The sequence below is a fragment of the Pseudanabaena sp. lw0831 genome, assembly GCF_016584665.1.
Lineage (GTDB): Bacteria > Cyanobacteriota > Cyanobacteriia > Pseudanabaenales > Pseudanabaenaceae > Pseudanabaena.
Map to the genome: position 1 here is coordinate 1 of NZ_BBJB01000022.1, position 17,440 is coordinate 17,440.

Sequence of the window (17,440 nt, forward strand, 5' to 3'; positions counted from 1 at the left end):
GCTGCCTCCCGTAGGAGTCTGGGCCGTGTCTCAGTCCCAGTGTGACTGGTCATCCTCTCAGACCAGTTATCGATCGTCGCCATGGTAGGCTATTACCCCACCATCTAGCTAATCGAACGCAAGCTCATCTACAGGCATTAAAACTTTCACCTCTCGGCATATCCGGTATTAGCAGTCATTTCTAACTGTTGTCCCGAACCTATAGGTAGATTCTTACGCGTTACTCACCCGTCCGCCACTAAGTCCGAAGACTTCGTTCGACTTGCATGTGTTAAGCATACCGCCAGCGTTCATCCTGAGCCAGGATCAAACTCTCCATGGTGTCTTTATACTTTCAAGATTGCTCTCTACTTTTCTAAAGCGTTTTTCCTTTCGGATGGGTTTGACTTTTTTAAGCTTTTCGCTTATCCTGTCGGATAACTAGTTATTTCTCAATAATCTAGTCTTTTTTATGTTTCTGACGAGGTTTATTGGTTTCTTAAAGCTTTCAAACTATTTGGTTGTCTAGGTTCTTTGCACTCCCCTCGCAGGGCGGGTTTCGCTTCGCTTTCGCTCGTCGCTCCCTTCAGCGCTTTACTAAGTTATCAAGGTTGGCTGGGTTTGTCAAGCGTTTTTTGATATTTCTTTTGAGAAGAATTTAGATTGTCTTGTCTATTCCTTGCGGTAGAAAGATTGTAGGCTCTAAAAAGGTTTTAGGATTTAGGCAATGCTGCCTCAATAGATTTAGTCACAAGGGCTTGTACTGCTTCTACACCTTCCCAGCCTCTGATCTCGGTAATCTTCTTTTCTAGGTTTTTATAAGAACGGAAAAACTCGGCGATTTCTTCGAGCCGGTGGGGATGGATATCGGCAAGAGTTTTGACATTTGCGTAGCGAGGATCTTTGTCGGGCACGCAAAGGATTTTTTCGTCCCGATCGCCACCATCGATCATGATTAGCATCCCAATAGGGCGGGCAGGGATGACACAACCAGGGAATGTGGGTTGATCCATGATCACCATGCCATCAAGAGGGTCACCATCGTCGGCAAGGGTGTTGGGTACGAAACCGTAGTCATAGGGATATTGGACTGAGGAGTAAAGGACGCGATCAAGAGCGAAGGCGTTGAGGTCTTTGTCAAATTCATATTTATTTTTGCTGCCTGCAGGAATTTCGATTAGGACATTGAGGATGCCTGCTTTTGGTTGTGGGGGAATGCGTGATAAGTCCATTGGTTACTTCTTTGTTTAGTTTTTGATCTGATTATTTTGTTTTTTTGTACAGATGCTAATCGCGTAGACGGATCGCAGGCTGCCTAGAAAAAGTATAGCGATCGCAAGTACCGTTAAGACATAAAACCGAGAAAGGAATGGCAACATTTAGCATCGCCATTCCTTACAAGGATTTTTAAAAAGTGCTTCTTTGCAACACTTTTCAAAAATCCTTGTTTGTTGTGTTTAAGGTTAATTAGTTAAGCTGATATTCACGTTAAGAAAAGTATGCTTTACTGTGATGCATGTGAAGTGTGAGGATGTGCATGGTTTTGCAGCAAGAAGCTCGGTTCCCTATTGGTGTGTTTGATAGCGGGGTTGGGGGACTTACGGTTTTACAAGAAGTTCATCGCCAATTGCCTAATGAGTCTGTGGTTTATTTCGGAGATACGGCAAGATTGCCCTACGGAAAGCGATCGGCTGCGGAAATCATCGAATATGTATATGAGATTTTGCACTGGATGCAGTCTGAGCAAGTCAAGATGGCAATCATGGCTTGTAATACCAGTTCGGCATTAGCCCTAGATATAGTACAAAAGGATTTTGAGTTACCAATTTTGGGTTTAATTTTACCAGGGGCGCGAGCAGCTGTGGGCAAAGGCAAACGGATTGGGGTAATTGCCACAACCGCAACTGTCAAGAGTGAAGCCTATGTAAGGGCAATTTGTGAGAGCGATCCCCAAGCACAGGTTTTTCAAGTAGATTGTCCTGAGTTTGTCCCTTTGATTGAGTCCGATCGCATTCAGGATCCCTACACGATACAAGTAGCAAGGGAATATTTACAGCCGCTTATCGAAACAAATATTGATACTTTGGTTTTGGGATGCACGCACTACCCTCACTTATCAGGAGTTTTACGTCAAATTTTGCCATCCCATGTGGCTTTAGTGAACCCAGCCTCTTATGTGGTAAGGGCTGCAAGTCAGGAATTAGATTTGATGGGTTTGAAATGTTTAGATAATCGTAGCGATCGCGCCGAAACTCGATTTTTTGTGAGTGGCGATCCAGATCGGTTTGCTCAAGTTTCAAGACGTTGGTTAGGAAAGTTACCTGCGGTGGGAAAAGTTTCTCTATCTCCTGTAGAATTGCTGTCTTAAAGCTTTAGCTTAGGACTCTCTAGTCAATTTGATGGGAGTAATCTTTTGAATCAACGTTACAAACGATATCTACCGCTAGTTTTAGGGTTTACGACTAGTGTATGTATGAGTACACAAGCAGCTAACTCCCAAGTTGCGCTTGATTTGCCATTGCAGGATACTAGCCTCCAAGCGCAACTCCCATCTTCGATGCAGCAGCTACAGCTACGCAATGTTCAAGTTAGTGCTGATGGATTGGCTTTACAGATCAATGGCATTCCCAAGATGAGTACATCGCGGGTGGCTAATCCCGATCGCATTATTTTAGATCTACAGTCTACAGAAGTTGCGCCGTGGATACATAACTCCGTAGTAGCTATAAATCGCTATGGGGTCAAACAAATTAGAGTGGCTCAGTTTCAAAAGTCGCCTGCGATCGCTCGGTTAGTTTTTGATCTGGATCGTAATAGTCCAGCCAGTTGGCAAAGTTCTTTCGATCAAACTCGTGGTTTATTGGTACTTCGCCCCATAGGGCTATCAGTTACATCAAATAATCCCAGTAATTTACCAGTGACAGGTTCGCCTGTAGCAAATAACAATTTACCGACAACAATTGACGGATTGTCATTTAATGGTTACGGTCAACTGGTAATTCAAGCTAGTCGAGCGATCAGCTATCGTATTAGCCTAGATTTAGCAAGTAATACTTACAATGTCACAATTCCTTCAACTCGGATTTCATTACAGTTACGCCGCCCGATTTTAGGATCTAATAATCCTATTGAGCAGATTCGGCTCAATCAGGTGGGTGATGCGGTAGTTGTCAATGTGAAAACGATCGCAGGTTGGCAAATCCGCGAAACAGCGAGAACCAATCCACAGGCAATATCCTTGCAGTTGGAAAGTATTGGACAAGTCGCGGCAAGTAATCCCCAAAATCCGCGATCGCAAATACAGCCCAATTATAGTAATAATACTGGTCGTCAGTTAGTCGTGATTGACCCAGGGCATGGGGGACCAGATGTGGGAGCTACCAGAAATGGAGTTTACGAAAAAGATATTGTGCTTGCCATGAGTAAACAGCTAGGCAGGATATTGCAGCAGATGGGATATTCTGTGATGTATACGCGCACTGAGGATATTGATCTCGACTTAGAGCCAAGAGTGCAGATGGCTGAGAATGCAAGGGCTAGTGTGTTTGTAAGTGTTCATGTCAATTCTTTAGATGCAAGTGCATCTCAGGTAAATGGGGTTGAAACTTATCATGCTCCAGGTGCGTCTCTAGGTAAGAATCTTGCAGAATTCGTACATGAGCAAATTATTGCTAGTACAGGTGCAACTGACCGTGGTGTGAGGTCAGCTAGATTTCATGTGATTGTAAAAACTTCGATGCCTGCAATTCTGGTGGAAACTGGATTTATTACAAATCCATCAGAAGCTTCAAGATTGGTCAATGGTGCTTATCAAGAGCGCATGGCATATGCGATCGCCAAAGGGATCGATCAATTTTTAAGATCTTATCGAAGATAAATAGTGGGGCGATCGCTCTAATCTAAGTCAACAATCTTTCAAAAAATCAATCTGTTTAGCTCAACTTTCGGATCTTTACACCATTGGGAGAAATATTTTGCGATATCGACAACTAGCAGTCGGAATTTTTATGACCATAGCTACCAGCTATGGAATACCTGTAGTGGAGCAATTGCAAGCACAGTCGCTAAATACAGCTAATCAATCTGATGCCATCAAGCTCAAGAATATTCGACCTGCTACCAATGGCTTAATGTTGAATATGAATGCCAATCCACAGATCCGTATACAACGAGAGGATAACCCCTCTCGTCTGATCTTAGATCTGCAAAATACTTCCTTAGCAAAGGAATTACATCAAGCCAATGTGCCGATCAATCGGTTTGGAGTCAAGCAGGTTAGAGTTGCCCAATTTCAAAATAGTCCTGAGATCACTAGATTAGTTTTTGACTTAGATAGTAACGATCCCAACAGCAAAATTGCATGGAAAAGTCAGTACATTGAGGCAACCAAAACGCTTTTACTCAGCCCAGAAAATCAAATTGCTCAAGCAATACCCATTGACTCCAATCCCACAAGTCCTAGCCCTACACCAATCAATCCCCCAAGCACAATATCGAGACCAGTCGTGATTGAAAGGTTGAGTTTTAGTAGTACTGGACAATTGCTAATTTTTGCCAACCAACCATTCAACTATCAAACAAGACTAGATCGTACCTCAGGAATATTTAATGTAACTATTGCCAATGCCAAGATTTCATCTAACCTGCAACGCCCCAGCCTTTCTGCCAATAGCCCAATTGAAAGAATTCGGCTCTCACAAGTTGGCAACTCTGTCGAGATTGGAATTAAAACGATCGCAGGTTGGCAAGTTCGCGAAACTCAAAGACTCACAAATCAACAAATCCAATTACAAGTTTCATTGAATAGTATTTCGCCAATTCCCAATAATCCAAACCCTTTACCCAACAATAATCCTGCTTTCCCAAATCCTCAAAACACAGGCGATCGCCGTCGGGGTGTAATATTCGTTGATGCAGGGCATGGTGGTAATGATCCTGGTGCGGTTGCTAATGGCATTCAAGAAAAAGATGTCGTTTTGCCGATCAGTCTGAAACTAGGGCAAGCCCTACAAAGTATGGGTTATACCGTTTATTACACGCGTACTAATGACGTGGAAATCGACTTAGAACCTCGTGTTGCGGCGGCTGAAAGAATTAATGCTGATGTATTTGTAAGTGTCCATGCCAATGCCCTGGCTCCTGGCAATAGCGGCATCAGTGGTATTGAAACTTATCATTCACGCAACTCAACAGTTGGTAGAGAGTTAGCGAGCTATGTCCATTCACAGATCATATCGGGGACAGGTGCAATCGATCGGTCTGTCAGAGGATCAGGTTTTTATGTGGTTGCGAAAACTTCAATGCCCGCGATCTTAGTTGAAACGGGTTATGTCACAAATCCAACAGAAGCTAGGAATTTAAGTAGCCCAGATTATCAAAAACGTATGGCTGATGCGATCGCACGAGGCATCGATCAGTTTATGCGGGTACGCGGCAGGTAAAAAACAAGGGCAACGCTAATGCGTTGCCCTTGTTTTTAAGAAGGAACTTTAGAAAATTCTAAAGGAGACTGAGATTGTTGCTGATGTCGGGCATCGGTAATTAACCAATCTAGAGCTGCTGCTTGCAAATCAATAGTTGCGCCCGTTTTATCAACACAATAACGACCGAACACCAACTTATCAACTAACCGCACATCTGATAAACGCGAATACTCAAAAATTACGCTGCGCTCAACCACAGCACCACTGCAAACATGACAATTAGGTCCAATCATCGTGGGCCCAATTATGGTCGCACCATCCTCAATTTGGGTCATACCACCAATATAGACAGGCCCACGGATATCAACTTTATCCCAGTTCACAGAGACATTAAGCCCTGTATAAACTCCCGGTTTAATTTCATGCCCAGGAATATTAACGTTTTTAATTTTGTCTAAAAGTACATCTTGGATTGCTTGCCAATAGTCGGGGACTTTACCGATATCAACCCATTGAAAATCCATGGAAATGGCATGGAAAGGCAAATTATCTGCCACCAATTTGGGAAATAAATCACTACCAAGATCAAACTCTACGTCTGAAGGAATATAGTCGAGGATTTCTGGCTCGAAGATATAAATACCTGTATTGATCGTATTGCTAAGCGCAGATTCAATACTTGGCTTTTCCTGAAACTGCTTAATTCTGCCATCAGAGTCAGTAACCACAACTCCATAGCTCGACACCTGATCCCTTGGAACAGTTTTCGTAATAATCGTAGCCAGAGATTTTTTCTGACGATGCCAGTTAACCGCATAGGTGAGATCAAGATCGATCAGAGCATCACCGCAAAGGACAACAAAGGTATCATCAAAAAACGGGGAGAAATCTTGGATTTTTTTAAGACCACCAGCCGACCCAAGCGCACTACCTTGGAGTTTGCCATCAATAATGGTTCCTTCAAAGGAATATGCCATCTGTACGCCAAATTTTTGACCATCTCGAAAATAGTTTTCGATCTCTTCTGACAAGTGGCTAACATTAACCATGATTCGATCAAATCCGTGCTGTCTGAGTAACTCAACTAGAAACTCCATCACAGGCTTTTGCATGATCGGAATCATGGGCTTGGGCATAATATTCGTGATCGGGCGGATTCTAGTACCTTTACCCGCAGCCAAAATCATGGCTTTCATAAATTACATTCTCCTCATCACTACGATTAAATGGTACTTACATATCTCAGTAATTTAGCTACTTAAGATATATCTAAGATTCATAAAAATCCGTCTTATCATACCCTGTAAGCAGTCCTAAAAAGTTTAGGAAGGACAAACCAACAAATCCTTTAGGTTGAGTTGCCGATAGAAGAAGCTTTGTAATGCTCAGCCAACTCAATTTAAATATTAATACTACGACTGTTATATAAGCTCATCGCTTTTTCAAGACCATCCGCTAAGATGCTTGTCACGGTAGATTCGGCAAGATCAAAAATTTCAGGCAAGATTTTAGTTTCTGTTGTCGAAAACCCTCCTAAAACGTGGTTGGTAACATTTTGATTCGCTTTGGACGCGATCGCCCCATCAATATCATCTTTGCCGCCGCGCCCAATACCAAGACGTAGCCGAGGAAAGTTTTGTGTACCTAGATGCGAAATTATGGATTTCATGCCATTGTGTCCACCTGCTGAGCCTGAGGGACGCAATCGTAATTTACCAAGTGGCAAATCCATGTCGTCATAGATAACCAAAATATTTTCAGGATTTCCCCTAAACCAATCGGCACAGGCTCGCACAGACTGACCTGAGACATTCATATATGTGGTGGGCTTGAGTAACCGAATTTTACCACTACTGGCTAATCGAGTCGATAATCGACCTTCACCAAAAATGCCATAAAACCTCTTTTCTTTGCCGAGAGAGATGATCCAAGATGTGGCTAAGCGATCAACAGCCATAAATCCAATATTGTGACGGGTGCGCTCATATTCTGCGCCAGGGTTACCAAGCCCCACAATTAGAGAAATAGATTGAGTCTCAAGCATCCGAAGCAGTTACGACCTCTTTAGTTTCTTCTGAAGATGCAGCTACGGAGGTAGCTATGGGAGTGGCAACTTCGGAGATTGGTTGTACAGGAGATTTCTCTGCAATTGGCGCAGGTTGCTCTAGGCGATCGGCTTCACGCTTAAATTCAGATTCAAATTCACGGGAAGCATCTTGAAAACCTTTAATGGCTTTACCCATACTGCGACCGATTTCTGGCAACTTTTTTGGGCCAAATATCAAGAGTGCCACGAGCATGATCAGAATCATTTCAGGCAAGCCAATACCAAAAATATTCATTGAGAATGACCTTTTTGTAAAAAACGAAACTATTAATACCAAAGCACGAAATGGCTACGCCATTTTATGCTTTTAAAACCTTTACTGGGTTTGGTTTTCAATCCACAAAAGTGTAACGACACTTTTGTGGATTGATATAACAAGAATTGCGGCGATACTAACAATTCTAATTTATGGAACCAAGTTTAGGGTTTTCAGACTCTGCGAGTCTGAAAACCCTAAACTTGGTTTTGGCAATGTAAATTTCGGCTGCAATACATTAAAGGCACGCAGAGCGTGCCTTTAATGTATTGCAATCAGGATAGCTAGAAATTAGCCGCCCCAGTTTAGGTTGACACCATCCAATAGCAAGGAGGAGTTGTATAACTGGAGGATGATTACCAGAAATACAAGGAACAAACCCATGAATACAGCCATGAGGGGTGTAGTTCCCCAACCGCGAGAAACCTTACCGTATTCTGCATTTAGAGGTCTGAGGATATCGCCAAGCCAAGTACGTTGTGACATAAATTTGTGTTCTAAAAGGGATTGTTACAAAATAGTATAATTGTAATTAAGAATAACTCAAATCATTGGTTCAATTCATGGAAAATGCAACTTCGATCGCGGTGACTGTCGCCGTATGTGTGATCTGCTTAACGGCTTACGCGATATACGTGTCTTTTGGCCCACCAAACAAAGGATTAGTCGATCAGTTTGAAGAACACGAAGATTAATATAGCTAGGCATTGCAATATGAAACCTAGCTAGTCGATAACAAGTTGATCAAGAATGTTTAACAATTTTCGACTTACTCATGATGTTTTAGATGTGTCGGCTGTCTATGCGATCGCCGACAATGCTTGTAATGGGGCAGTTGTGTTAATGAGCGGGATGGTGCGTAATCAAACTGGAGGAAGACCAGTTGATTATTTAGACTATCAAGCCTATGAGTCTATGGCTTTACAAGTTTTTCAAGAAATTAGCGATCGCTGCCATGCAAAATTTCCAGATATTACTGAAGTTGTCATTCATCATCGGCTTGGCAAACTTAAAATTGGAGAAATTAGCGTTTTAGTTGCCGTTGGTTCGCCTCATCGGGCTGAAGCGTTCGAAGCTTGTCGTTATGCGATCGACACCTTAAAAACAGATGTGCCGATCTGGAAAAAAGAATTTTGGCTTGATGGGGTAAGCAGTTGGGTAAATTGTCCCATATAACAAAAAGGGCGCTTCGCGCCCTTTTTGTTTGGAGTTGTCTATGCTTCTAGAAAAATCTTTTTTTGCTCGTCCAGCTTATGAAGTTGCACCAGATCTATTGGGATGTACTTTAGTTAGACGGATTGACGGATTTGAATATCGGGGAATTATTGTCGAAACTGAAGCCTATGATGCGACCGATCCAGCTTGTCATGGCTATCGACGCAAGACTGAGCGCAATCGAGCAATTTTTGGCTCACCCTGTACAGCTTATGTCTATTTAATTTATGGGATTTATCACTGTGTCAATATCGTCACCGATCGCGAAGATTTTTGTAGTGCGGTATTAATTCGCGCGATCGAATGCGATCGAATACCAAGTTGGCATAACCCCAAAGAAAAAGCACATCGAGCGGGGGCAGGACCTGGCAAACTTTGTCGCTTATTAAAAATTGATCGTCAGTTAGATGGTGCAACACTGCACCCAGATTTTAATTTGTGGCTAGAAGCGCGATCGCCAAATTTTGGCGAAGAAATTTGCCAAACTACCAGAATCGGGATTACACAAGGATCTGATATTCCGTGGCGCTGGTATTTAAGCGATCGCACGTCTGTATCGCGAAAACCCAGACAATAAAGGCAGCGCAATGCGCTGCCTTTATTGTCTGGGTTTCGTGTTTTGCAAACATATTGATAACTTTAGAAATAACCTTTTCATAACTTTTAGATAAATAAATATTGAATCTAGGAAGTAGGATGCTTACATCAAATAAAAAATTACAGTTAAAAAGCAAAACAAAGCTTAGTTTGAATGAATTAATTTTTCAAACAGAAAAGGCAGCTTTTCAACTTAAGACTTTCTATGAATTATCCTTCCAGAGACTTATTCAGACATTTTAATTAAATTTTTAATTAACAATTTATTAGCTCAATTGAGATATTTTTATTGCCTCGCAATTGGGGAAAAGGAGAAAAAGCAATGCGTATTGAAGTAATGCAACCAACAGGTCATCTTAATGCAACCAGTACTAACCATTTTCGTCAGCAAGCTAGCAGTGTTTTAGATCGGAAACCTGATGTATTACTGATTGACCTAAAACATTTAAAACAGATGGATAGCTCAGGTTTAGGCGCTTTGATTTTTGTATTGAGGAGCGCGAAAGCGATCGGCTGTAAGTTTGCACTCTGCTCAATCAGCGAGTATATCGACTTTTTGTTAGAAGCAACCTCAATGAAGACTTTATTTGATGTATTTGAAAGTCGCAGCCAATTTGAACATTCTTTGAAAAAAGTTTAAGTATCCTTTTGAGAGAGTGCGCCCTTAAGGGGCGCACTCTCTCAAACTATGTAGGATCGCTATCTTTGCTAGAACAGGAAAGATCAAAAAAGAGATGTGGCAAAATGCCCCATCTCTTTTTTTGGGATAGCAGCCACTCTGTTAGAACGCTCCCCCTAACAAAGCGCTGCAAATATTGTTAAAATTTCCCCATCGTAACTGACAGATCAATGAGATCAAACAAATTATGGAACCTAAAGAAGACAATGTTGAAGCGATCGCAGAAGATCTAGCCGAAACTGTAAAGCCAGTGACATCTACTCCTGAGACAACAGCAGTGACAGCCACTTCGACCTCCGTCGATGACACACTAAAAATTAGCTACGATCTTTTGGACAAAGTCAAACAGCTTTGGGAGGAATACTTTGGTGAAGGCAAGAAATCTAACCTCACTCTTGCCATCATCATTATCGCTACTATTCCTATATTGATCGCCACCTCAACACTTGTAGACTTCTTAAATAAACTACCTGTGTTACCTAGCGTGTTTGAATTAGTTGGCTTTGGCTATTCGATATGGTTTATCTATCGATACCTATTACTTGCTGATACTCGCAAAGAGCTAATTGATGGCATTACAGCTTGGAAAAACAAAGTTTTTGGCTAAACAACTAATCTACAGACAAGGGGCTTAGTCCCCTTTGTCTATAAGCGTGGTGTTTAGAGCTAGGATATTAGCTAAAGTAAAGCAAAATCAAAAATTGTTAAGCTGTTTAATAAACAGTTTTGGGAAGTGAAGAGGTATATACGTCAAGCATGGGCAAAATTGTAGGTATTGACTTGGGTACGACAAACTCTGTGGTAGCCGTTATGGAAGGTGGCAAGCCCATAGTGATTGCAAACTCAGAAGGTAGCCGCACCACTCCCTCCGTTGTTAGCTTTACTAAAGATGGTGAACGTCTTGTCGGACAAATGGCGCGTCGGCAAGCGGTGCTAAATCCTGACAATACCTTTTATTCTGTCAAGCGCTTTATCGGTCGAAAACATAGTGAACTCTCAGCTGAAACTAAGCGCGTGCCCTATACAATCCGTCGCGACGATCAAGGCAACATCAAGTTACGCAGTTCTAGGCTTGAAAAAGATTTTGCCCCTGAAGAAATTTCGGCAATGATCATCCGTAAACTCGTAGATGAAGCGAGTCGATATTTGGGCGAACCAGTAACGGGAGCAGTGATTACAGTTCCTGCTTATTTTAATGACTCACAAAGACAAGCAACTAAGGACGCTGGCAGAATTGCGGGGATTGAAGTTAAGCGAATTTTAAACGAGCCGACGGCTGCATCGTTAGCCTATGGCTTAGATAAAAAGACTAATAAGAAAATTTTAGTATTTGATCTTGGTGGCGGCACATTTGATGTGTCGGTGTTAGAAGTTAGTGACGGCTTATTTGAGGTAAAGGCAACTACAGGCGATACGCAATTGGGTGGCGATGATTTCGATCGCCAAATTGTGAATTATCTTGCTGAAGAATTTTTAAAATCCGATGGTGTGGATCTCCGTAAAGAGCGGCAAGCTTTGCAACGTCTGACCGAGGCTGCTGAAAAAGCCAAGATTGAGCTTTCGACCGTGGGCGTAACTGAGATCAATTTGCCATTCATCACGGCGACGGGAGAAGGTCCTTTACATTTAGAAACCAGTTTAAAGCGATCGCAGTTTGAGCGTTTAAGTGCAGATTTATTAGAGCGGTTACAAATTCCTCTAGATCGCGTGTTGCGTGATGCTCAAATTAGTCCGCGCCAAATCGATGAAGTGGTTTTAGTGGGTGGATCTACGCGCATTCCTGCTGTGCAGGAAATGGTAGAGCGAGCAATCGGTAAACCACCGAGCCAAAGCGTGAATCCCGATGAAGTTGTCGCGATCGGCGCAGTTGTTCAAGCTGCCATTTTGTCAGGTGAAATTAAGGATGTTTTACTGCTGGATGTCACCCCATTATCTCTGGGCGTAGAAACTTCGGGCGGCGTAGTCAAACGCTTGATTCCTCGGAATACAACGATTCCTTGCCGCAAGATGGAATTATTTACTACTGCTGAAGACAATCAAACATCTGTGGAAATCCATGTGATCCAAGGTGAACGGGATCTTGCGGAATATAACAAGTCATTGGGGCGCTTTAAATTGAGTGGACTTGATCCGCAACCTCGCGGCGTGGCTCAGGTTGATGTCACTTTTGATTTAAATACCGATGGGATTTTGGCAGTGACAGCTAGCGATCGCCGCACGGGAGTTGAACGCCGCGTAACGATCAAGGGTGCTTCGACCTTAGATGAAAAAGAAGTGCAGCGTATGGTCACAGAGGCGGAGCAATTTGCCGATCGAGATAGAGCCAAACGAGAACGCATCGAGAAATTAAATCGGGCTGATAATCTTGCTGTTGGGGCAGAGCGACAACTGAAGGAATTAGCGCTGAACTATGGCTATAAACTCAGTTACGAACGCCGTAAACAAATTGAGGGATCAATCAAAAAACTAAGAGATGCGATCGCTAAGGAAGATGATGCCCTAATCGATCGCTCTCAGTCGGAGTTACAAGAAACGCTCTATGCGCTATCAAGTGAACTCTATGCTGAAGATGATGAGTACGAAGATGAGGATGACGATCTATTCGGTGGCATCCTTGAAAGTATCGGTAGTTTTGCTAGTCGCAATAAACGCGGAAAAGATGAAGATGATCGCCGTCGCCCAAATACGCGAGTGTCTTATGATGATGACGATGACTGGATGTAAATGAATAACCCCGCCGCAAGCGGACGGGGTATCAAATTCTTTTTTACTAAAATTACTCACACCGCAGAGCGGTGGGGTATTTACCCTCTTAGTTTAAATAAAAAAAGCCACCCAATTGGGCGGCTTTTTTGTGAGTGTCTTTAACTTAGATTTAAGGAAGTTTACTAATCACAATAGCGATCGCAACTAAAAAACCACCTGTGAGATAAAAGAACCTAACCACATGTAGCTCATGCCAACCGCTTAACTCTAAGTGATGATGAAAAGGAGCCATTTTGAAAAGGCGCTTACCCATGCCAGTTTCATCTTTGGTTGCCTTGTAATAGGAAACCTGTGCAATCACCGAAATTGATTCCCAGATAAAGATTGCACCGACGATTAAAAATGCCCAGAGCAAGTTACCAAGAATCGCAGTCGAGGCAAGCGCCCCACCTAAAGCGAGCGATCCCGTATCACCCATAAATACACGGGCAGGATAGCGATTGTGCCAGAGAAACCCTAAATAGCTACCACTTAGGCACATACAAAAAATGGCGAGTTCTTTGTTCTGAGGAAACAGTAGTAGCCCCATACCAAATAAGGCGATCGCACCAGTCCCGCCTGCAAGCCCATCTAAACCATCAGTGAGATTCGTCGCATTGCTGCTGCCAAGGAATACAAACAAAGCAAGAGGGAAAAACAGTAAGCCGAGGGGAATCACAAATTTTAGAGGCAAATTAATCGTAGCGATCGCTTGCCAGTTTTGGGTTAGTCCTAGCCATGCACAAAAGCAAGCCGCGAAAAATGCTTGGAGGAAAATTTTGGAGCGCGGAGACAAACCTTTGTTGGAGTGACGACGCAAAATTTTCCAATCATCTAGCCATCCGATAAAGCCAAAGGAGACCGTCAGCAAACTACATGCTATTACTTTATCATTAAAGCCAGACCATACCAGCGCTAATAAAATTCCGACAGGTATAATAAATATCCCCCCCATCGTCGGAGTGCCTTGTTTCTTGAGGTGAGCCTGTGGACCATCTTCACGGATGATTTGTCCCATCTTTAGACGACGCAACATTGGTACGGCAAAAGTTCCCAACATTGCTACCCCAGCCCCCCCAAATGTGAATGGTAGAAGAAGACTTGAACTTATATTAGGATTCAAGAAAAGATCGACACCAACAATTAAACTTATTAAACCGATTGCTAAACCAAGTGCTAGGCTACTTCCTGTTGGAAATTTTGCTTTCCTAACTCTCACACCAGTATCAACCATTGCCGCTCCTCACACCCACAGTAACCATCACATTTTTCTTAGATCGAACTTTTAGATCAGCAGCTTTTTTACGGCTTTGTAACAGATGATTAAAGATCAACTGAATATACGCTCTTAGATACCAAATAATGACCGCATTTGTCTACAGTGCAACCATTGATTTTTGATAATTCTCGAATCCTGTCACTCAATCTTTATAAATAGCCATATAACTTGACTCAATTAAATTGCCAAACTAAATTGCCGATGACGAGTAAGAATTCTCGACAGATTGCTTTAGAAGCCCTGCGTTTGATTCAAAGACGCAATGCTTATGCTGATGTAGCACTTGACTGTACGCTTTCGCGAGCGCGACAAGAAAACGTTACCCTCCTAGAAAGCGATCGCCGTCTGATCACAGAGTTAGTTTATGGATGTACGCGTCGCCAAAAAACCCTGCAAGCGGTTTTGCAAAACTTTTCACAAAAACCAACTGCAAAATTACCACCAGACCTATTAATAATCTTACAGATTGGTATCTACCAACTATGTTTTCTCGATCGCATTAAGCCATCAGCGATCGTTCATACCACAGTGGAATTGGTCAAAGAAAACAATCTAAAGGGGCTATCTGGCTTTACCAATGGGATCATGCGATCCATACTCAGAGCCAAAGACAAGGAAGATATTCTTGCCAAAATTACTGACCCAGCTAGCTTTTATAGTTTTCCTGAATGGTTGATCGATTTATGGCAAAAAGAATTTGGGCAAGATGCGATCGCAAATATTTGTAATTGGTTTAACCAAACGCCTCATCTCGATTTACGAGTAAATCTTTTACATGCAACGCGGGATCAAGTTCTAGCCTCTTTTGCAGAAGCCGAGATCAAAGCTGAGCCTATTCCCCATTTACCTGATGGTATTCGCGTGGCCCAAGGTGCGGGTGATGTTAGTCAATTACCGAAATTTAAAGAGGGTTGGTGGTCGGTACAAGATGCTAGCGCTCAGTTAGTTACTTATCTATTAGATCCACAACTCAATGAGATCATTATTGATGCCTGCGCTGCCCCGGGTGGTAAGACGACACATATTAGCGATCGCCTAAAAAATACTGGCAAAGTGTACGCCCTAGATCGTCTGGCAAGTCGTCTTAAAAAAGTCGATCAAAATACTGCTCGTTTGGGGATCACTAATGTGCAAACGATTGAGATTGATGCGCGTGAATTTGACGCTGACAAAGTATTAGACGAAAAATGCGATCGCGTGTTGCTAGATGTGCCTTGCTCTGGACTCGGTACATTGCACCGTCATGCTGATGCTCGTTGGAGACAAACTCCCGAAGAACCCTATAAATTAGCCAAAACTCAATCCGAAATTCTCGATCACGCTACTCAATGGGTAAAACCTGATGGCGTAATTGTTTACAGCACCTGCACCCTGCATCCTGCTGAAAATGAAGAGGTAATCACACAATTTTTAGCAAATCATCCCGATTGGCAAATTGTGCCGCCAAGTGCAGATAATCCTGCTGCTCATTTTGTAAGCGATCGAGGTTGGGTGAAAGTTCTGCCCCACGAACACGATATGGACGGCTTCTTCATGGTGAAACTTCAGAGACTATAAACCCAAAAATTAGAGAGGTGCGGTGCACCTCTCTAATTTTTGGGTTATGGCAACATATAAAAATATTTAAGAACACTTTCGAGATATAGCTTAAGTGCGCTATAATTGCAAACCTATGCCTATAGGTTTTACTAAATATAAACAACATATTAACAATATAAATAGGCGTAGGATGTAACCCGCAACAAGCTCTAATGGCTACTGCTCTTACATTTCTGGGAGGAAACCAGATAAATTCAAAACAGGAACAAGGAAAAATTTAGTTATGATCAATCGGGCAAAAACTGCTACAACCGCCAATGTCGGCTTCACACATGAAGATTTCGCGAAGCTTTTAGATAAATACGACTATCACTTCAGTCCTGGCGACATCGTTGCAGGAACAGTATTTAGCATCGAGCCGAGAGGCGCACTTATTGACATTGGTGCAAAAACAGCAGCGTACATCCCGATTCAGGAAATGTCGATCAACCGTGTTGATCAGCCTGAAGAAGTTTTACAAAACAATGAAACTCGTGAATTTTTCATTCTTGCCGATGAAAACGAAGAAGGACAATTAACTCTTTCGATTCGTCGCATCGAGTACATGAGAGCATGGGAGCGCGTGCGTCAGTTGCAAGCAGAAGACGCAACTGTGCGATCGCTCATTTTTGCTACCAACCGTGGTGGCGCTCTGGTCAGAATCGAAGGACTACGCGGATTTATCCCTGGTTCTCACATCAGCACCCGCAAGCCTAAGGAAGAATTGGTTGGCGAAGAGTTGCCACTCAAGTTCTTGGAAGTGGATGAAGACCGCAACCGTCTCGTCCTCAGCCATCGCCGCGCCCTTGTTGAGCGCAAGATGAACAAGCTCGAAGTTGGCGAAGTCGTCATCGGCGTAGTACGCGGTATCAAGCCTTATGGTGCATTCATCGACATCGGCGGAGTCAGTGGCTTGTTGCACATCTCGGAAATCTCCCATGAGCATATCGAAACCCCTCACAACGTCTTCAACGTCAATGACGAAGTGAAGGTGATGATCATCGATCTTGATGCTGAGCGCGGACGGATTTCGCTATCCACCAAGCAACTTGAAGCCGAGCCTGGTGATATGGTCAAAGATCCTCAACTGGTTTACGCTAAGGCAGAAGAGATGGCTGCAAAGTATCGCGAACAACTCAATGCGGCTCCTGCGGTAATGGAAATTCCTGTAGCAGCAGTTGAAGAAGAAGAATTTGAAGTTCCTGATGCCATGGAAGAGGCTGAAATTCCTGAAGAAGTCATAGCTGAGGCAGTTGCTGCTGAACCCGAAGCAGTAGAGGAAGTTATTGCTGAAGCTTAGTTAAGGTGATTTCCCACTAAGAAATTTCCCCAGAACTAGTAAGGTGGGCAATGCCCACCTTACTAGTTCTGGTTGGTAAGTTATTCTGTAGAAATTACCTAAGCTTGAAGAAAAGTTAATATTTTCTATAAACAAGGTGAGACAATCACGCCTTGTTTTTTTGCTTCCTATCTAATTAGGGCTTCCTGAAAAAGTACAAAAGCCTGCTACATAAGGACTTTAAGCTTTTTTTGCCATGACAAGTGCAAGGTTATAGCGTCTAGAGGCTCAAAACCCTTGCAC

At 42.8% G+C, this 17,440-nt stretch carries 17 protein-coding genes and 1 rRNA gene; 11 read left to right on the top strand and 7 right to left on the bottom strand.

Annotated elements, in window-relative coordinates:
* Both APA_RS04715 and APA_RS04720 read right to left on the bottom strand, forming a co-directional pair.
* Positions 1 to 322 (bottom strand): 16S ribosomal RNA (locus APA_RS04715); the annotation flags it as partial.
* A gap of 370 nt (positions 323 to 692) precedes the next feature.
* Complete coding sequence (locus tag APA_RS04720) at positions 693 to 1,211, bottom strand: inorganic diphosphatase (protein ID WP_201321166.1); 519 nt, start codon at positions 1,209 to 1,211, stop codon at positions 693 to 695.
* A gap of 305 nt (positions 1,212 to 1,516) precedes the next feature.
* On the opposite strand from APA_RS04720, the gene murI reads away from it, so the two are divergent.
* The 3 genes from murI (at position 1,517) to APA_RS04735 (ending at position 5,420) form a co-directional block, all read left to right on the top strand.
* Positions 1,517 to 2,347 carry a glutamate racemase gene (murI, locus tag APA_RS04725; protein ID WP_236579409.1) on the top strand — a complete coding sequence of 277 codons (831 nt, stop codon included), beginning with the start codon at positions 1,517 to 1,519 and terminating at the stop codon, positions 2,345 to 2,347.
* 45 nt (positions 2,348 to 2,392) lie between these two features.
* The gene (locus tag APA_RS04730) at positions 2,393 to 3,856 is read left to right on the top strand and encodes an N-acetylmuramoyl-L-alanine amidase (protein WP_236579410.1); all 1,464 of its coding nucleotides are present in this window, start codon (positions 2,393 to 2,395) and stop codon (positions 3,854 to 3,856) included.
* A gap of 130 nt (positions 3,857 to 3,986) precedes the next feature.
* Positions 3,987 to 5,420: an N-acetylmuramoyl-L-alanine amidase gene (locus APA_RS04735; protein ID WP_201321168.1), complete on the top strand. Its 1,434-nt coding sequence runs from the start codon at positions 3,987 to 3,989 to the stop codon at positions 5,418 to 5,420.
* A gap of 35 nt (positions 5,421 to 5,455) precedes the next feature.
* Here APA_RS04735 and APA_RS04740 read toward each other — a convergent pair whose 3' ends face one another.
* The 4 genes from APA_RS04740 to psbH form a co-directional block, all read right to left on the bottom strand.
* Entirely contained in the window at positions 5,456 to 6,598 is a 1,143-nt protein-coding gene (locus APA_RS04740; protein WP_201321169.1) for a sugar phosphate nucleotidyltransferase, read from the bottom strand.
* Positions 6,599 to 6,801: 203 nt separating this feature from the next.
* Positions 6,802 to 7,446: an aminoacyl-tRNA hydrolase gene (gene pth, locus APA_RS04745; RefSeq protein WP_305076297.1), complete on the bottom strand. Its 645-nt coding sequence runs from the start codon at positions 7,444 to 7,446 to the stop codon at positions 6,802 to 6,804.
* On the bottom strand, positions 7,439 to 7,744 hold the full coding sequence (locus tag APA_RS04750; protein WP_201321170.1) for a TatA/E family twin arginine-targeting protein translocase: 306 nt from the start codon (positions 7,742 to 7,744) through the stop codon (positions 7,439 to 7,441). Before APA_RS04750 ends, pth begins: the two co-directional genes overlap by 8 nt.
* Before the next feature lie 312 nt (positions 7,745 to 8,056).
* Positions 8,057 to 8,251 carry a photosystem II reaction center phosphoprotein PsbH gene (gene psbH, locus APA_RS04755; protein ID WP_201321171.1) on the bottom strand — a complete coding sequence of 65 codons (195 nt, stop codon included), beginning with the start codon at positions 8,249 to 8,251 and terminating at the stop codon, positions 8,057 to 8,059.
* Between the two features lie 77 nt (positions 8,252 to 8,328).
* Here psbH and psbN point away from each other — a divergent pair, with 77 nt between their 5' ends.
* From psbN to dnaK, 6 genes are all read left to right on the top strand, one after another.
* Positions 8,329 to 8,460: a photosystem II protein N gene (gene psbN, locus APA_RS04760; protein WP_103669666.1), complete on the top strand. Its 132-nt coding sequence runs from the start codon at positions 8,329 to 8,331 to the stop codon at positions 8,458 to 8,460.
* Positions 8,461 to 8,515: 55 nt separating this feature from the next.
* A complete protein-coding gene (locus APA_RS04765; RefSeq protein ID WP_201321172.1) occupies positions 8,516 to 8,941 on the top strand; it encodes a molybdenum cofactor biosynthesis protein MoaE in 426 nt (141 codons plus the stop codon).
* 40 nt (positions 8,942 to 8,981) lie between these two features.
* Positions 8,982 to 9,557 carry a DNA-3-methyladenine glycosylase gene (locus tag APA_RS04770; RefSeq protein WP_201321173.1) on the top strand — a complete coding sequence of 192 codons (576 nt, stop codon included), beginning with the start codon at positions 8,982 to 8,984 and terminating at the stop codon, positions 9,555 to 9,557.
* Between the two features lie 342 nt (positions 9,558 to 9,899).
* The gene (locus APA_RS04775; RefSeq protein WP_201321174.1) at positions 9,900 to 10,217 is read left to right on the top strand and encodes an STAS domain-containing protein; all 318 of its coding nucleotides are present in this window, start codon (positions 9,900 to 9,902) and stop codon (positions 10,215 to 10,217) included.
* A 226-nt stretch (positions 10,218 to 10,443) separates the two neighbouring features.
* On the top strand, positions 10,444 to 10,863 hold the full coding sequence (locus tag APA_RS04780; protein WP_201321175.1) for a CAAD domain-containing protein: 420 nt from the start codon (positions 10,444 to 10,446) through the stop codon (positions 10,861 to 10,863).
* 149 nt (positions 10,864 to 11,012) lie between these two features.
* Positions 11,013 to 12,980 carry a molecular chaperone DnaK gene (gene dnaK / locus APA_RS04785; protein ID WP_201321181.1) on the top strand — a complete coding sequence of 656 codons (1,968 nt, stop codon included), beginning with the start codon at positions 11,013 to 11,015 and terminating at the stop codon, positions 12,978 to 12,980.
* Between the two features lie 151 nt (positions 12,981 to 13,131).
* Here the strand turns inward: dnaK and mraY are convergent, their stop codons facing one another.
* Complete coding sequence (mraY, locus tag APA_RS04790) at positions 13,132 to 14,235, bottom strand: phospho-N-acetylmuramoyl-pentapeptide-transferase (protein WP_201321176.1); 1,104 nt, start codon at positions 14,233 to 14,235, stop codon at positions 13,132 to 13,134.
* Between the two features lie 246 nt (positions 14,236 to 14,481).
* Here mraY and APA_RS04795 point away from each other — a divergent pair, with 246 nt between their 5' ends.
* Both APA_RS04795 and APA_RS04800 read left to right on the top strand, forming a co-directional pair.
* Positions 14,482 to 15,837 carry a 16S rRNA (cytosine(967)-C(5))-methyltransferase gene (locus tag APA_RS04795; protein WP_201321177.1) on the top strand — a complete coding sequence of 452 codons (1,356 nt, stop codon included), beginning with the start codon at positions 14,482 to 14,484 and terminating at the stop codon, positions 15,835 to 15,837.
* A 265-nt stretch (positions 15,838 to 16,102) separates the two neighbouring features.
* Positions 16,103 to 17,158, top strand: coding sequence for a 30S ribosomal protein S1 (locus tag APA_RS04800; RefSeq protein WP_201321178.1), 1,056 nt, complete (start codon positions 16,103 to 16,105; stop codon positions 17,156 to 17,158).
* Positions 17,159 to 17,440 lie beyond the last annotated feature (282 nt).

What these genes read in the sequence shown, in the direction of transcription:
- APA_RS04720 (WP_201321166.1), bottom strand. Translation starts at nt 1,211, where the DNA reads ATGGACTTATCACGCATTCCCCCACAACCAAAAGCAGGCATCCTCAAT.
- murI (WP_236579409.1), top strand. Translation starts at nt 1,517, where the DNA reads ATGGTTTTGCAGCAAGAAGCTCGGTTCCCTATTGGTGTGTTTGATAGC.
- APA_RS04735 (WP_201321168.1), top strand. Translation starts at nt 3,987, where the DNA reads ATGACCATAGCTACCAGCTATGGAATACCTGTAGTGGAGCAATTGCAA.
- APA_RS04740 (WP_201321169.1), bottom strand. Translation starts at nt 6,598, where the DNA reads ATGAAAGCCATGATTTTGGCTGCGGGTAAAGGTACTAGAATCCGCCCG.
- pth (WP_305076297.1), bottom strand. Translation starts at nt 7,446, where the DNA reads ATGCTTGAGACTCAATCTATTTCTCTAATTGTGGGGCTTGGTAACCCT.
- APA_RS04750 (WP_201321170.1), bottom strand. Translation starts at nt 7,744, where the DNA reads ATGAATATTTTTGGTATTGGCTTGCCTGAAATGATTCTGATCATGCTC.
- psbH (WP_201321171.1), bottom strand. Translation starts at nt 8,251, where the DNA reads ATGTCACAACGTACTTGGCTTGGCGATATCCTCAGACCTCTAAATGCA.
- psbN (WP_103669666.1), top strand. Translation starts at nt 8,329, where the DNA reads ATGGAAAATGCAACTTCGATCGCGGTGACTGTCGCCGTATGTGTGATC.
- APA_RS04765 (WP_201321172.1), top strand. Translation starts at nt 8,516, where the DNA reads ATGTTTAACAATTTTCGACTTACTCATGATGTTTTAGATGTGTCGGCT.
- APA_RS04770 (WP_201321173.1), top strand. Translation starts at nt 8,982, where the DNA reads ATGCTTCTAGAAAAATCTTTTTTTGCTCGTCCAGCTTATGAAGTTGCA.
- APA_RS04775 (WP_201321174.1), top strand. Translation starts at nt 9,900, where the DNA reads ATGCGTATTGAAGTAATGCAACCAACAGGTCATCTTAATGCAACCAGT.
- APA_RS04780 (WP_201321175.1), top strand. Translation starts at nt 10,444, where the DNA reads ATGGAACCTAAAGAAGACAATGTTGAAGCGATCGCAGAAGATCTAGCC.
- dnaK (WP_201321181.1), top strand. Translation starts at nt 11,013, where the DNA reads ATGGGCAAAATTGTAGGTATTGACTTGGGTACGACAAACTCTGTGGTA.
- mraY (WP_201321176.1), bottom strand. Translation starts at nt 14,235, where the DNA reads ATGGTTGATACTGGTGTGAGAGTTAGGAAAGCAAAATTTCCAACAGGA.
- APA_RS04795 (WP_201321177.1), top strand. Translation starts at nt 14,482, where the DNA reads ATGACGAGTAAGAATTCTCGACAGATTGCTTTAGAAGCCCTGCGTTTG.
- APA_RS04800 (WP_201321178.1), top strand. Translation starts at nt 16,103, where the DNA reads ATGATCAATCGGGCAAAAACTGCTACAACCGCCAATGTCGGCTTCACA.